Annotated in this window: 17 protein-coding genes; 3 read left to right on the top strand and 14 right to left on the bottom strand. The window is 28.9% G+C overall.

Features of this window, described 5'->3' with window-relative positions; translation table 11 throughout:
• Positions 1-96: 96 nt before the first annotated feature.
• The 10 genes from B2P65_RS14895 to B2P65_RS14850 all read right to left on the bottom strand — a co-directional run bounded on the left by B2P65_RS14895 (position 97) and on the right by B2P65_RS14850 (position 10470).
• Positions 97-999 carry an NAD(P)H-hydrate dehydratase gene (locus B2P65_RS14895; protein ID WP_346847686.1) on the bottom strand — a complete coding sequence of 301 codons (903 nt, stop codon included), beginning with the start codon at positions 997-999 and terminating at the stop codon, positions 97-99.
• A 1-nt stretch (position 1000) separates the two neighbouring features.
• Entirely contained in the window at positions 1001-1375 is a 375-nt protein-coding gene (locus B2P65_RS14890; RefSeq protein WP_346847815.1) for a holo-ACP synthase, read from the bottom strand.
• Positions 1376-1578: 203 nt separating this feature from the next.
• Positions 1579-1926 (bottom strand): DUF6514 family protein, encoded by a 348-nt coding sequence (locus B2P65_RS14885; RefSeq protein ID WP_346847687.1) that lies wholly within the window; start codon positions 1924-1926, stop codon positions 1579-1581.
• A 271-nt stretch (positions 1927-2197) separates the two neighbouring features.
• Entirely contained in the window at positions 2198-3463 is a 1266-nt protein-coding gene (locus tag B2P65_RS14880; protein ID WP_346847688.1) for a hypothetical protein, read from the bottom strand.
• Entirely contained in the window at positions 3463-4590 is a 1128-nt protein-coding gene (locus tag B2P65_RS14875) for a DUF58 domain-containing protein (protein ID WP_346878160.1), read from the bottom strand. The genes B2P65_RS14880 and B2P65_RS14875 overlap by 1 nt, the downstream gene beginning before the upstream one ends.
• 9 nt (positions 4591-4599) lie before the next feature.
• Positions 4600-5550: a MoxR family ATPase gene (locus B2P65_RS14870; RefSeq protein ID WP_346880426.1), complete on the bottom strand. Its 951-nt coding sequence runs from the start codon at positions 5548-5550 to the stop codon at positions 4600-4602.
• A gap of 318 nt (positions 5551-5868) precedes the next feature.
• Positions 5869-6210 carry a single-stranded DNA-binding protein gene (locus B2P65_RS14865; protein ID WP_035132193.1) on the bottom strand — a complete coding sequence of 114 codons (342 nt, stop codon included), beginning with the start codon at positions 6208-6210 and terminating at the stop codon, positions 5869-5871.
• Between the two features lie 151 nt (positions 6211-6361).
• Positions 6362-8401 (bottom strand): PAS domain-containing sensor histidine kinase, encoded by a 2040-nt coding sequence (locus tag B2P65_RS14860; protein ID WP_346847691.1) that lies wholly within the window; start codon positions 8399-8401, stop codon positions 6362-6364.
• Positions 8402-8634: 233 nt separating this feature from the next.
• On the bottom strand, positions 8635-9510 hold the full coding sequence (gene galU / locus B2P65_RS14855) for a UTP--glucose-1-phosphate uridylyltransferase GalU (RefSeq protein WP_346847692.1): 876 nt from the start codon (positions 9508-9510) through the stop codon (positions 8635-8637).
• A 132-nt stretch (positions 9511-9642) separates the two neighbouring features.
• Positions 9643-10470: a YihY/virulence factor BrkB family protein gene (locus tag B2P65_RS14850; RefSeq protein ID WP_346847693.1), complete on the bottom strand. Its 828-nt coding sequence runs from the start codon at positions 10468-10470 to the stop codon at positions 9643-9645.
• A 287-nt stretch (positions 10471-10757) separates the two neighbouring features.
• On the opposite strand from B2P65_RS14850, the gene B2P65_RS14845 reads away from it, so the two are divergent.
• Positions 10758-11555, top strand: coding sequence for a nitrilase-related carbon-nitrogen hydrolase (locus B2P65_RS14845; RefSeq protein ID WP_346847694.1), 798 nt, complete (start codon positions 10758-10760; stop codon positions 11553-11555).
• Positions 11556-11638: 83 nt separating this feature from the next.
• Positions 11639-11809, top strand: a complete 171-nt coding sequence (locus B2P65_RS14840; RefSeq protein ID WP_084178217.1) for an HTH domain-containing protein — start codon at positions 11639-11641, stop codon at positions 11807-11809.
• A gap of 144 nt (positions 11810-11953) precedes the next feature.
• Here the strand turns inward: B2P65_RS14840 and B2P65_RS14835 are convergent, their stop codons facing one another.
• From B2P65_RS14835 to B2P65_RS14825, 3 genes are read right to left on the bottom strand one after another with little or no spacing between them, the layout of a single operon-like run.
• Positions 11954-12946 carry a hypothetical protein gene (locus B2P65_RS14835; RefSeq protein ID WP_346878159.1) on the bottom strand — a complete coding sequence of 331 codons (993 nt, stop codon included), beginning with the start codon at positions 12944-12946 and terminating at the stop codon, positions 11954-11956.
• Between the two features lie 18 nt (positions 12947-12964).
• Positions 12965-13993 (bottom strand): M42 family peptidase, encoded by a 1029-nt coding sequence (locus tag B2P65_RS14830; RefSeq protein WP_346847696.1) that lies wholly within the window; start codon positions 13991-13993, stop codon positions 12965-12967.
• On the bottom strand, positions 13984-15024 hold the full coding sequence (locus B2P65_RS14825; protein ID WP_346876649.1) for a M20/M25/M40 family metallo-hydrolase: 1041 nt from the start codon (positions 15022-15024) through the stop codon (positions 13984-13986). The genes B2P65_RS14830 and B2P65_RS14825 overlap by 10 nt, the downstream gene beginning before the upstream one ends.
• Positions 15025-15401: 377 nt before the next feature.
• Here B2P65_RS14825 and B2P65_RS14820 point away from each other — a divergent pair, with 377 nt between their 5' ends.
• The gene (locus B2P65_RS14820; RefSeq protein ID WP_346880425.1) at positions 15402-16016 is read left to right on the top strand and encodes a 4Fe-4S dicluster domain-containing protein; all 615 of its coding nucleotides are present in this window, start codon (positions 15402-15404) and stop codon (positions 16014-16016) included.
• 46 nt (positions 16017-16062) lie between these two features.
• Here the strand turns inward: B2P65_RS14820 and B2P65_RS14815 are convergent, their stop codons facing one another.
• A complete protein-coding gene (locus tag B2P65_RS14815; RefSeq protein ID WP_156964387.1) occupies positions 16063-16230 on the bottom strand; it encodes a hypothetical protein in 168 nt (55 codons plus the stop codon).
• Positions 16231-16299 lie beyond the last annotated feature (69 nt).

Raw genomic sequence — 16299 nt, 5'->3', positions numbered from 1 at the left:
ATTCCTCCAATTACTTATTACACTATATGTTTATTATAGTTTTCTACTCTCTATAACCATATTTATTTTATTATAATCCACAGTTATTTCTATGTATCAATTACTATCCAAAATTTCTTTTATCCCAAAAGGTAATTCTTCTATAATATGGGTAGCATTGACACAGAACATATTCTCTGCTAGCCTATCACCACAATATCCATGTATAAATGTAGCAATGCATGTAGCTTCTAGAGCATCATATCCCTGAGCAATAAATGAAGTTATAATTCCTGTCAAAGTATCTCCCATTCCACCTGATGCCATTGCACTATTTCCTGTAGTATTCTCAAAAACCTGTGTTCCATCAGTTATTACAGTTCTATGATCCTTTAATAAAACTATTACATCATACTCATAAGCAAAATTCCTTGCTACTTCTACCCTATTTTCTTTTATTTCATCAACAGATAATCCAGTTAATCTTGCCATCTCCCCATAATGAGGTGTTAATATAATGCTATTATTTTTACTATGAAGCAATTCAAGTTTTCCCTGTAGTACATTTAGTCCATCCGCATCTATTACAATAGGGCATTCTGCATTTTCAATCATACTTTTCACTATATTAAAAGTTAACTTAGCATTCCCCATTCCTGGTCCAATAGCAATACAATTAGACTTAACCATAATATTACCTATTTTTTCACTTTGCTCAAAATTGATTGTCATAGCCTCATTTAACTTTATGCTCATTATCTCCTGTATTTCTTTAGGAACGCAAAGGGTCACTAATCCAGCGCCACTTCTTACTGCACTTTGAGTAGTAAGATATGCAGCACCAGAAAAGCCCATAGAGCCAGCTATTATAAATGCTTGTCCATAATCTCCTTTGTAGGTATCATCATCTCTAGCTTTTAATATACTTTGTATCATTTCCTTATCCATTTGTATGGCCCTATGTTTAAATCCTATAAACCCTAATCTATTAATTTTTAATTTATCAAAAGGATTTACCATATTAAACGACCTCCAAAACAGCATAGGCAATAGCACTATCGCATCCGTGAGAAATACTCAGATGAATAGTTGTATTCCCATTCTTGTTAGCAATATTTTTTGCCTGCCCTTCTAATGTGACTGTAGGTTTACCAAGAGTAGTACTATCTACTATTATATCTCTGAAGTTGAATCCTCTAAACCCTGTTCCTAGTGCTTTTGAAACCGCTTCCTTTGCAGCAAACCTACCTGCTACATATTCCGGCCTTAAATTCCTAGTTTTCAAGTATTGTATTTCTTTACTTGTAAATATTTTTTCTAAAAACTTTTCATTTTTTTCCATTACATCTTTTATACGTCTTATTTCAACTATATCTACTCCAACTCCTACTATCACCATCTCACCTCCAAACCTAAATATTTCATATACTTATAATTAAATTATAAACATATTTTTACATCTTTAATTTTAATAAATAAATAGGTTAATATCAACTATAACTTATATATATATGAAAGTATATGATGATAATATTTTCAATTATCATATTAATTAAGTTTAACTTTATAAACTACTCATATAAATAAAAATAGTTATAATTAATTTGCTATTGCTTGTACAAGTTCGTCAAAATCAGCATAATATGCCTCTATATATTCTTCTATAATATCTATAAGATGTATTGGTGAGACCACATTATTTTTTAATAATCCCAGAAGTTCACTTCCCTTATATCTATTAGGAGTTATACATTCTACATGTTCTTTGTATTGCTTTACATGTTTGCCTTTATTTTTCACTTCACTTTCTATTTCTACACCATATACATCTATAACCCTTCTTTCACCATTCATATGGACCTCTAATTCTGATTGAATTAAATTATAAGTGTATTCTATAGTATTCTCTTCACATACCATGTTAGATTTCAACGTCTCAATTATCATAAAAGCACCCCCAAATAATGTAAAACCATTTATAGCAATAAAATTACAACATTTTATTGCCTAAAGAAATTGTATCACTATATAAAAAAATAATGTGTAAATTCTTGTAGGCAACAATAATATATTCCCCCTCAAAATTTACACCTTATTTCACAAAATTACTTATTCTTTACAGTTATACAAAACTATTTGTTATTGTTAATATATCAGTGGATAAAATGTTAATATTATGTGAGTTTTCTTGTCTTTTATTGTAGATTAATTTTTCTTGTCACTTTTTTATGTTTTTATTGATGTTATCCACATATTTTTCCACTTTTTGTTCATAAGACTTGTTTATAATATGTGTAGAAAACTTTGCTTCATTATACATATTAGTAACTTCATCAACTTCCATACAGTTATCCACTTTTATCTTAACAATATTACCAAGTTGTCTTGGAGTCATATATGTCTTAAAAATCTCTTTTTTATTTGCAACTTCTACAAACTCACTATACTTATATAAAACTTCTTCCCTAGGGGTACCCTTCTTTCTAAATATTTTTTTGATTTTATCTATAACTTTTTTATAACCAGGATCCTTTTGCTCAATCTCTTCAATTATTTCAGTATAACCATCATCTCTATTTAAATTAGTACCTTTTATTATTTTTCTTATGATACTACTTACAATTAATATTAATATTATTGTAACTATAACCTTCATTATAAATATAAATGTGGGACTTGCTGTTACCATTTCTGGCGTTAATCCTTTTATATTTGGGGGATTTTTACTACCTGAATCTATTCTTCCAAATATATCTTCTAAAGCTCCTCGTCTTTCAGTAAATAATTTTTGTAAAGCATTAAAAACCCAAGTCATTGGAATCCCAATAATTTTTACTATTACATCTATTATAAATTCAGTTATAAATTCAATTCCTCTATACAAAATTGAAACTACCTTCACAAATATATTATAAAAAAACTCCTGTGTAGTTAATAATGCCAATGAAATTAGAGATATATTTATAATTTTATTCACTTTTGAACTTTTTATATTATAACAATATCCCATAGTCTCTCTCATAGTTATAACCATCAAAATCAGATATATAACTATACCTCTAAATATGATTTCTGCATAAATAGGCCTGAACATACTACAGATAATTGATGCTATGAAAATATAAGAAATTCCATTTATAAAAATATTTTTATATCTATCATAATTTATATTTTCATTAGTTTCTCTAAGTAAAACAGCACTGATTAATGCTACAAATATTATATCTACAATGGCAATTACTATTTCTTGACTAAATATTTCGTAAACAATAATTGGGATTAAAGAAACCCCAATACAAATCTCTACCTTCTTACCTTTTCTTAGTAAATATTTGCTAGTTAATATAGATATCATCATTAAAATGAAAATAGAAAATTTCATATCCTTAGAAAATATAAGAGCTGTTACTATCATCCAAACAACAGATGTTAGCATACTAAATGTTATATCATAATAAAGCCTAACTTGTTCAGACCAACTCATTACTTCATCTCCCCCTTATATGAAATTTTATCAATTCCTTTGATATTTTTAATTTTGTTTTCTCTAGAAACATCTATAATCTTTATTTTATAGCCATTTGCCACTAGAATATTTAAAATCCTAATATCTTTTTCATTTAAATAAGTAGTAATTAATACATAGGTACAACTTTTATCAAAATAAGGCATTCTACTCTTTAAGTATTCATTAAGTTCATATTTTACAGCAAGATATATTCTAGTACAAAACTCCAATATACTATTAAAACTTCCTACCTTCGGCTCAATCTCATTTACAGAATTTTCATTACAGTAAATCAAATGTGCATTACTCCAAATACCTGTTGGGATACTTTCTTTAGATGCTTTTGCAGCTAATGCAACTGCAATATCTATAGATGTTTCTATAATATCTTCATCTATATAATTACAACAAGGATCTCCACATTGTGTATTAAGGATTATAACCATCTGTTGTTCTGAAGTATAATCATAGTCCTTAACCATAAGCTTATCTGCCTTTAATGAAGTTTTCCAATGAATATCCTTCATTCTATCTTCAACGTTATACTCTCTTACTCCTTTTATATATAAAGGATCCTTATGTATCCATCTCCTTACTGTATTATCTCCTAAAAAATTTGTCACATCAAATCTAAAGCTTCCTATTGATTTTACCTTAGGATAAATTAAAACTTCAATATAATCATTCTGCTCTCTACTTTTAATATTTAGTCCCAACATATCCCCTATAAAAATATTCATGCACTTTATTATGTAAGCTCCTCTTTTTTTTCCTACTAAAGTATAAGTTCTACTTTTTCTTTGAAATTTACCCATTACATACTTGCATATGTGCCAATTATCATTTCCATATTTGTAAGTAGAGACTTCGCCAACAAATCTTAATTCAACAGGTATTCTTTCTTCCACCACTAAGAATAGAACGGGCATTCTTTTATTGTTTTCTACTTTCATAGTTATTGTAAATTCTTCGCCCACAGTTACCCTATCTGGTTTTATTTCCCTATACACCTTTAAGTTTTCATACCCTTTTTCAGTAATAAAACTCATTATATTTACCAGTATAATTACAATTGCTGCAAAAACAAATATTTGAAGTATCATAATACACCTCTATTGCCTATCTATTGGAGTTTCTATAGTTGCGAGAATCTTTTGTATAACTCTTTCACTCTTCTCACTGCCACTATTTATTTCGCTTTTCAAGATAATTCTATGACTCATTATAGGTATTGCAAGCTCTTTAACATCTTCAAGAATCACATAATCTCTTTCTCTAATAGCAGCTAATGCTTGACAACCTTTCATAAGATTTAATGTAGCTCTAGGACTACATCCCAACTCTATTTCACTGTTAGTTCTAGTAGCATTGACTAAATCTACTATGTATCTTCTTATTTCATCACTAACATAAACTTTATTATAATTCTCTTGAACATAGTTTATTTCTTCTATAGTTATAGCAGACTCTAGGGAGTCTAATGGATCTTTTCCTATAAACCTATCCATCATTTTTATTTCTTCATCATAGCTTGGATACCCCATAGATAATCTCATAAAAAATCTATCTAATTGAGCTTCCGGTAACGGGAATGTACCAAATTGTTCTACTGGATTTTGAGTGGCTATAACAAAGAATGGCCTCTTTAACTTTATCGTATTTCCTTCTACTGTTATCTGTCTCTCTTCCATACACTCAAGTAAAGCAGATTGTGTTCTTGGCGTAGCTCTATTTATTTCGTCAGCTAAAACAATTTGACTTAGAAGCGGTCCTTCTCTGAATTCAAATTCTTTTGATTGTTGATTATAAAAATATATTCCTGTTAAGTCCGAAGGTAATAAGTCTGGTGTAAATTGAATTCTTTTAAAGCTACAATTCATAGTTTTTGACAATGTTTTGCACAGTTTAGTTTTCCCAAGTCCTGGAACATCTTCTAATAATACATGACCAGAAGTTATAAATGACACTATTATTTTATCAATTATATGCTCTTTACCAATTATAACTTTAGATATGTTTTCCATTGTTTTCTCTCTAAATACTTTAAATTTTTCAAGATCCATAATAAACCCCTCTACCCTTATATTTTGTTTAACTATAATCTATATTTTATACCTAAAATTTACCATTTTTAAATAAGATTAAAGTTTTGCCTTATGAATTTATTATACTCTTAATATGCCTATTATCCAAATATTTTTAATATACTAACCTGTGACTTTTTAATAAATAAATATTTTTTTACTTATTATTAATTAATTTAAAAAAGCCTACTCTATTGTGATATTACAATAGAATAGACTTTACTGATTAAAAATATTGTTTAGATTGTTATACACATATATGCGATTTACTAAAATAACAATTTAAGTCATGTAGATTTAACCAATTTCTTCTTTAGGTTTCTTAGTATTCATGAACTGAAATTCATCTGCTATAACTTCTGATATGTACTTTTTCTGTCCATCTTCACCTTCATAATGCCTACTTTGAAGTCTACCAGTTACACTAATAACACTTCCTTTAATTAGATATTCATTAACAATTTCTGCTTTCTTTCCTCTTAGTACTACTGGAATGAAATCTACATGTTTTTCTCCCGATGCAGTTTTATAAGGTCTATCTACAGCCAAAACCAATCTAGTAAAAACCTTACTACTATCTTCAAAAACTTTAATTTCAGGGTCTCGTGTCAATCTACCAACTAAAACTATTCTATTCATCATATACCTCCAAAAAAACATATCATTTTTTGTAATTTTACCCATGAATATATTTTTTAAACATATTATTAAAAATATCTTAACCATTCTTTTAATGTATGAAAAATAAAATGCTATTGGAACAACTATTCCAATAGCATTTTAAATATTCTTATCTATATATATCTGAAAACTCAATTTTTATTCTTTCTAAATTATATTTATCAGCATGATATAGATTTGTTGAACAAAATTGATTTTTAGAAAGAATGTTTGGAAGTTCTACAATAAATTCACTTCCTCCATTAACAATACTTTTTACATATGTCTTTCCACCATGATTTTCAACTATAGATTTTACTAGGGATAATCCTATTCCACTCCCCTCGTGAGATCTGGTAAATAGATCCTCACCTTGCACAAATCTATCAAATATCTTTTCCTGAAGTTCTTCTGGAATACCAATTCCATTATCCTTCACTGAAATTTGAACCTTGTCCCCTAAATCATGAATAGACACCATAATAGTTCCGTCATCCTTAGAAAATTTAACTGCATTTGATAATAGGTTTAATATTATTCTTTCTATATTTTCTCTATCAATTCCTATAATTTTTTCTTCAATATCAGTATCGAATATTAAAGTCATACCTTTACTTTCCACATATTCTACTGCAGCCATAGTTATATCCTCTACTATAGCTACTATATCATAATTGCCAAAATTCATTTTTAAGTTACCTACATCAATTCTAGTAACATCTATTAAGTTATTTATTAGTCTTAATAACCTATAGCTATTTACTTTCATTAAATCTAGATATCTATCCAATTGTTCATCATTTTTATCTTTATAATTGTATTGCAATACTTGTACAGTACTTAATATTATATTCAATGGTGTTTTTAGTTCATGGGACATATTAGATATAAATTCAGTTTTTAACTTATCATATTTTATAGCTTGTTCCAATTTAACTTTATTTAATTGAGCTTTTTTGCGTTCTGTAACTTCTTGAATTAAAAATACTACAGATCTTCCATAACTAAAATTTATTCCGAAACTTGCAATCTCAGCATCTATTAGTGCTCCATATTCCCTTCTCACTTTAACTTCCTTAAATTCTGTAGATTTTCCTCTAAATTGAGCATCAAAATACATTTCTTTAACTACATCTTTATATTCTTCATCTACTATATCTATATAGGATAAATTTTTTAATTCATCTATTCCGTTAAGTCCTAAAATATTAACTAAAGCCTCATTACCTATTTCAAGCTTACCATCAGAATATATAACCATACCAAAGGGTAAAAGTTTAAGAAGCTCAACATAATTATCCCTATTGCTTATTACTGCTTCCTCTACTTTTATTCTTCTTGTTATATCCCTAATTAAAAATATAGAATATATATCATTATCATTCACAAAACACATGGGTGTAACTTCACAATAAACAATGCTCCCATCTTCTCTAATAAACTTTCTTTCTACTATGTTCAAACTAGAATTATATTTAGAATACTGTTTTTTCAAAAATTCATCATTATATTGTATAGAATCTAACTTAATTATTTCAAAAATACTTTTACCTAAAAAGGTATCACTTTTTGGGTCTCCAATTATATCCATAGCAACTTTATTTATATAACTAATTCTATTTTCCTTTTCTATTACAATTCCAGTGGTACTATTAGCAAAAATAGCTTTATAAAAATTTATATTTAAGTCTATTTCTTTTGTTGAGATGAAGGCTTCATCCTCGTCTTTATCTACTACAATATATTTAAATTCTTCATGCTCCTCTAATTTGCTATTGTCTTTATTGATAACTTCTGATTTAAAATGGAGATTATTACTTACTATATTTTTCAACAACATTAAGGTGCCTTCACTATTACCAACTTTTATACTTCTAAAAACTAATTCTATTTCTATTTCTTTATATATTCTTGTATCTATACTTGCACGAATTCTCTCACTTCTATCATTTTTTATAAAATCCTTTACATCAAAGACACCACTCTTCAACGTAGAGAACTTTATCATTGTGTTTATATCCAACTCTTCAATTGAATCAATACTTTGAACTCCTAAAAATTCTAACGCTCCTTCATTGCAGTATTTAATTTCATTATTACTATCTATAACTATAATAGGTTCCGAAATGTTGTTGTAAAACTCCAAATCTTCCTTATTCTTAAACTCCATTATTTATCCTCCAATTTTAACGTTACTCAATGTACCACTTAATCATTTTACACTAAAATTAATACTTTTTTTACTACATTTTTCTACTATTATTCTACATTTTTTTCTTGACAGGTTAATGAGAATAAGTCTCCGTACCTCTTCTGAGTAAAAATAATAAAATTTGATATATAAAATAAAAACTGATATATATCATTGGGATTATATACCAGTTTTTATGCTCTATTATTAAATTATATATGCTTTAAATTAAATTTTTCTTCCAAAATTTTTTTAAAGTTATCTTGTAAATCTTGTCTTTTTAAAGCAAATTCCACTGTAGCTTCTAAAAATCCTAATTTATCACCTACATCGTATCTTCTACCTTCAAAAATATAAGCATGCATACTTTCCTTTTCCATTAGAGTTTTTAAACCATCAGTTAATTGTATTTCATTTCCTTTTCCTGGTTTAGTATCTTCTAGTATGTCAAATATTTCAGGAGTTATAATATATCTACCTAAAATAGCAACATTAGATGGCGCTTCTTCAACCTTTGGCTTTTCCACTAAATCCTTAACTACATACTCTCTATCATTAATTTTATCGCCTTTTACAATTCCATATTTACTTACATTTTCTTTGGCTACTTCTTGAACTCCTAAAATTGAAGTACCATGTTTATCATAAGCATCCATTAATTGCTTTAAACAAGGAACTTCACTATCTACTATGTCATCTCCTAGCATAACTGCAAAGGGTTCGTCTCCAACAAAAGCTTTAGCACAACTTATGGCATGGCCTAACCCCTTTGGATTCTTTTGCCTAATATAATGGATATTAGCCATATTAGTTGACTTATGGACTAACTCTAAAAGTTCCTTCTTCCCATCTCTCTCAAGATTCATTTCTAGTTCTACAGCTCTATCAAAATGATCTTCTATAGCTTTTTTATTTCTACCTGTTATTATAAGTATTTCTTCTATACCTGAAGCCACAGCCTCTTCTACTATATACTCTATAGTAGGTCTATCTACAATAGGAATCATCTCTTTAGGCACCGCTTTTGTAGCTGGCAAGAATCTAGTTCCTAAACCTGCTGCTGGAATTATAGCCTTTCTAACCTTCATCTCATACCCTCCATTACTATTGACCTTATATAATATTCTACATCATTGTCATTCTTCTTCATTATCTTAACACAATATTACAAATAATTAAACTAAACATTCTCATAAGTGTTAATATTAAACATGAATTTATTATATTTTGAAGCTATTTTCTTTATCATACATTAATAGTGCATTCAGTTCTCCCCCTAATAAAATTGTAGTAGATGTTATTTGTAACCAAACCATCAAAACAATAACCACTCCTATGCTTCCGTAAATATCAGTATATTTCCCATAGTTGTTTACATAAAACGCAAACCCCATTGATAAAATTATCCAAGCAATACTTGTGAATATAGCCCCTGGCAAGGCCTCTCTACATTTTATTCGTCTTGAAGGTATAAGCTTATATATGGCTGTAAATATAACTATCATACCTGCAAAACCAATTGGGTACCTTAAATATCGTATAAAATAAAATAACTTAATATCAAGGTCTAACCATTGAACTAATTCTAAACTTATCATCTCTCCAAATACTAAAAAACCTAGTACAAATATTATCATAAAAGATATCACTATCATAAATAAAACGGAGAGTATTATTAACTTTATCTTATTTTTATCTTCCTCTTCATTATATGCTCTGTTTAACCCGTATCTTATGGCTCTAAAAGCTCTAGATGCTGTATAAAGGGAGAACATTAATGAAAAAGATAATAAATTTCCATTTCTAGTTTGTAACAATTGAAGGGCTAAAGTAGATACTAAATTATATAATTCCTCGGGCATTATATTTTGTAAACTTCCAATCACTTCTATGGGATCTACGTTTATAAATCCAACTAGAGTTAGTAATAAAATCAAAAATGGGAAAAATGAAAACAGCATATCAAAAGCTAACTGTGAAGCTAATGAAGATATATGATGGTTCTTATATCTCAATGCCATTTTCACTGTGTTTTCAGTTATTTTCATAGGCAATACCCCTACCTTTTACATTATTCTATTGTCTATATATTATAATATTGACCTATTATCTAGGAAGTATATAGACAGTATTAAGAATTTATAAACTCAATTAAAAATTGACCTATTATTGGAGCTAAGTTTCCTTTAATTATACCACTTTCTTTAACATAATTAAACAAATCACCCTTCATATAATTTAGTATTAACTTTCTTATAAAATAATAAATTTCTTAGGATTATTATGAATAATAACTTTAAAATATATTATAATTAGTAATATAAGGGGTGATATTGTGAAAATTGGACTGGTACAGAATAATATTTTATGGGAAAATAAGCAATTTAACTTATCAGCAAGCAAAGAATTTTTTAAAAAAGCTAAAGAGCTAAAAATAGACTTACTTTTATTTCCTGAACTATCCTTTACTGGGTTTACAATGAACATAGAAAAATTAAAAGAATTTGATTTTTCTACGTTTTCCTACATTTCTAGTTTATGCAAAGGTTATTGCATTAATGCAGGAATTGGTTATATTCAGGGTATTACTAATGATATAAAAGGTAAAAATAATTATACAATAATATCTTCTAATGGAAATATTCTATGTAACTACTCTAAAATACATCCTTTCTCCTATGGTGAAGAAAGTAAATACTACATTGGTGGTGAGGAAATATGCTTTGCACAAATTGATGAAATAACCCTTTCACCTTTTATATGCTATGACTTAAGATTCCCTGAAATCTTTCAAATAGCTTCAAAAAAATGTGACTTAATTACTGTAGCTGCTAATTGGCCTGAAAGTAGAAAAGAACACTGGATAACCTTGCTTAGAAGTAGAGCTATTGAAAATCAATGCTATATTGCTGGAGTTAATAGGATTGGTATTGGTAATAATATAAACTATAGTGGAAATTCTTTAATTATAGACCCTTTAGGTAAAATTATAGGTAGCACAGAGGAAGGTGTGGAGGATATTCTCATAGCAGACATAGATAGATCTTTAGTCAGTAGAGTCAGAAATTCTTTTAAAGTAAAGGAGGACAGACGAGAATTACTTTATAATAAATTACAAACTGATAACAGATAAAATATAATATTGTTGATATTTTTATTAAAATATTATATAATAAATATTATTAAATAACTATAATTATTAAAAGAGGTGTTAACATGGTAGATAAAGTTTTAGAAGTACTGAAAAATTCATCTGAGCCATTAAAAGCTGGAGAAATTGCTGAAAAGGCTGGTATTGACAAAAAAGAGGTAGATAAAGCTATAAAATCACTTAAAGCAGAGGATAAAATAGAATCTCCAAAAAGATGCTATTACGCTGCAAAATAGTTACTACCTTATAATTTAAAACAAATTAATCCTAAACTAAATTGAGCCTTCACTCATATTCTTAAAGTGAAGGCTCTAATATTTATTATTTTTTTGTATATTCTCTAAAAGTTATGTCTATAGGTCTATTTAAATAACCTTATATTATAATGTAGTATAATTATAAATAACTTCTATTCCTTCTTCTATATCTTTATAATTAACCATTTCCATATTTGTATCCTTATATCTTACAGGATAAACTAAGGTTCCAGTCTTAACTCCTACTCCCTCTTTATGGATTGTTTTACCATCACCTTGAGTTTCACCAAAGATATAATGTGGTTTTTTATCCATTTTTTCATAAACTTTTTCCAATTGTTCTTTCACTTCATGATGCATTAACAAAGTTTTATCCATGAACTTTATTCCTGTACCCTTTCCTAAAGAAAACTTTCCACTTCCCCCTAATGTATCTCCAGCATTTTCTCCATCTACAACTAAAGCATACATAGGATTTATTTCATAAGCAGCTGCTCTTGCTCCTCTTCCTCCTAAAGTGTTTTGAGTCGAAAATACAAAATATATTTCCTTATCTAACTTCTCTAATGATTCTTTATTCTCTATAAGTTTCTCTATAGATTTTAGTGACATATAACAGCCTACTCTATTATCTAAAGCTGGTGCAATTATATTCTTTTCTTCCTCTATAACATTAGATGTAATAATACATACATCTCCTTCTCTTACTAGTTCTAAAGCCTCTTCTATACTTTCTACTCCTAAATCTATATACATGTCATCTATTTTAGGACTATCTTTAGTTCCGCAAATTCTTCCTGAATTTCCGTTTTCAAATTCTACCATATTATTCACAAAGGCAGCTTCATCAAATTCTCCTACTTTTCCAATTCTCAAGAAACCATTATCTTCAATATACATAACTATAAATCCCATGGTATCCATATGAGAAGAAATCATAATTCTCTTTTCTTCCTCTCCATTACTTCTACCTATTTTAGCTATAACATTTCCCATGTTATCTACCTTATTTTCAACTTCTAGTGAATTTAATTGCTCAACAATTACACTTCTAACTTCTTCCTCATGTCCACTAACTCCAAATGCTCCTACTAAATCTTCAAATAATTTATTCATCACAAATACCTCCAAAATCTATAGTGTTTTTAAGTATTCTACTAATAATTTAACTGTGTTCTTTATGTCTTCCTTTGATGCTACTGAAACTGAAGAATGGATATATCTACATGGAACTGAAATAGTAGCAATCTTTGCCCCAGATCCTGTGCCATGGAAAGTAGCTGCATCATTTCCTCCAGCTATAGCTTTTCTTCTTTGATATGGAATATTTAAATTATTCCCTACTTCCATAATATCATCAGCCACATCAACATCGAATATACTAGTTAAATCCATTATTGATATAGCTGGTCCTCTTCCAACTTCAGTAGCTCTTAAGTGCTTAGGAACACTTGGCATATCTGCACATATTGTACCCTCTAAAGCAATTCCTAAATCTCCCTTTAAATTTAAAGACGAAATGAAAGCGCCTCTTTCTCCAACTTCTTCTTGAACTGCAAACACTCCATATAGGTCTACATCATAATTTTCCTTTAATGCCTCCATAAGTACAAAACATCCTACTCTATCATCAAAGGCCTTTCCCTTTACAAGCCCTTCTCCAAATTCATCATACTCTGTATCAAAAACTACATACTCCCCTAGATCTATAAGCTCCTCACTTTGTTTTCTAGACCTAGCTCCTATATCAATACAGCAATCACTATAATTTAGACCCTTTTCTCTCTCCTCTGCTCCTTGAAGGTGAATTGGTTTTGCTCCAATAACTCCTGGTATTTTATTAGGCCCTATAAGTACAGTCTTAGAAGGTATTATCTTAGCATTTATCCCTCCTAAAGCACTAAATCTTAAGCTTCCATCCTCATTGTAGCCAGTTATTATAAAACCTACCTCATCCATATGAGCATCAACTATTACTTTTTTTCCTTTACCCTTTTTATGAACAATAATATTTCCTATTCTATCTGTAAAAATCTCATCTACATAAGGGGTAACCTGTTCTTTAATAAAGCCCCTTACTTCTCCCTCAAATCCTGAAGGACCACTTAAAGAAGTCAATTTATCTAAAATACCGTTCTTTTGAAGAATTTCATCTAAAAACATACTAATTCCTCCAATTCTTCACCCTTTATACTCTCTATTAACTTTGCCATCATATATCCTGTGTTTTTTATATCATCCATATTTACAGTTTCCACTGAAGTATGCATGTATTTTATAGGAATTGATATAAGAAGTGTAGCAACCCCTTCACCAGCTACTTGAATATCCCAAGCATCTGTTCCTGTATTTCCGGCTTCCACTTCTAATTGAAATGGAATATTATATTCTTTGCAAACCTTCATAAGATGCTTTCTAACCTTAGGATGAATATTAGGACCTATACAGATTACTCCACCCTTACCTAGTTCAGTATCACCATGTTCAAGACCATACATTCCACAATCGAAGGTAACATCTACAGCAATACCTATATCTGGATTAATTCTATTAGTAGCAGTTTTAGCACCTCTATGACCTACTTCCTCTTGAGCAGAACATACAAAATAAACATCCATATCATGTTCTATATTTTTAAGTTCCTTAGCACATCTATATAAGGCTACAACTCCACCTCTATCATCAACAGTTTTAACACTTACATTATTATTTAAAAGTTCTTTATAGTTTCCTTTAACAGTAACATAATCTCCTGGTTTAACTATGTTCTCTAAAGACTCCTTAGAATATCCTGTATCAATCAATAAAGAATCTATAGTTACTGCTTTTTTTCGATCTTCATCCTTCATTAAGTGAGGTGGCTTAATTCCTATAATACCGTGAATAGCTTCTTTTCCATGGATTATAACCTCTTTAGAAACTAAAGTCTTAGGATCAATACCATTACCTTTAAATGCTAAAAATCCATTTTCTTTTACCTCTGTTATAATCATAAATACTTCATCCAGGTGAGCCATAAGCATGATTTTACCTTTGCCCTTACCCTTCTTATGAATAATTATATTATTTAAATTATCCCTAGTAACTTGTCCAAATTCCGAAAATACCTCTGTCACATAATCTCCAAGCCAGTGTTCTCTTCCACTAGGGCCATGAGACATACAAAGTGTTTTTAGTAACTCTTTATCCTCCATAATCATAAGACTCCCCTTCTAATTACAAAATACATTTAATGATAATAAAAGTATACCTTAGCTGTTAAGTATTTACAACAATACTACTAAGGCATCTGAAAATAAATAACAAGTCAAAGATGGGAAGTATATTTTGAGTTAGACAAGGAAACAGGTTCCGTAGATAGTAGCACTATCTACGGGTTCTGTTGACGCAGTATAACACAAAATAAACGAGCATTCTGACTTATTTATTTTTTGAATATGCCTTAAGTAAAAATACTTCTTAACTTATATTTATAGTAAATCTTGAACCTAATAATATACTTTGCTATTCTATTATTAAATCATATTACAATTATTATAGGGATTATATTTTATAAAAGGAGAATATATTTATGACTAATTATACTAAAGATATTACTAAGGCCTTTGATGAAAAATTAGATGAAACTTCAATAGAATTAAGAAGAAAGGTTCAAGGCTTCTTATATGATAACTGTGAGTCTATTTTTAAGAGAAGCACACTACCTACACCGGCAGAAAATTATAATGAAAATGATTTAACTAAACTAGTAGATATAGTAGACAAGTATAGTGAAATATATAAAGATTCAATAGGAATAATTAATGGTACAAAAGTAGGTTTAAATCAACGTGAATGTATAGCATGTACAAGATGTACTAAATATTGTCCTAGTGGCGCCCTTGAAAAAATAAATAAAGAATTAGTCCTACATGAGGACAAGTGTTTAAGATGTGGAAATTGCATTGGCAACTGTTCATTCTTAGCCCTATCTTCAGCAGGAACAGGATTAACTATTTATATTAATAGTACAGAATTAGCCTGTCCTCCACACATATTACCTAAATTTTATGGCATAGAGGAAATTCCTAAGGTAATGGATAAACTTTTATCCTTCTATAATGCTCATAAAATCCAAGGGGAGGCCTTTGCAACTACTGTTTATAGAATAGGTTTTAATAACCTTTTAAATTATATTGAAGACTAAAAAGAAAGCCCAGAAAGGAACTCCCCTTTCTAGGCTTTTGGTATTATTATCTAATAAGTAAGTAAATAAACCCTAAAATTACAGCAACAATAATTCCAGTAGCTATCATATTTGCTTTAAAAGAGTGATTATAATAATATTTTTCTGTATCAGCACTTCTTCCCTTAAACTCTGAATCCTTAGCATTAGCTCTTTTAAACAAATCCACTGACATAATACCAACTCCATTCAATTTAAAATATTACTTATATTCTGTTAATTGTACCACCTAGTGTAGTTAAAA

This window comes from Clostridium sp. UBA3061, from assembly GCF_002367465.1.
Classification (GTDB): Bacteria; Bacillota; Clostridia; order Clostridiales; family Clostridiaceae; genus Clostridium_J; species Clostridium_J sulfidigenes.
The sequence above is the reverse complement of the archived record's forward strand: the minus strand, read 5'-3'. Positions and strand labels throughout refer to the sequence as shown.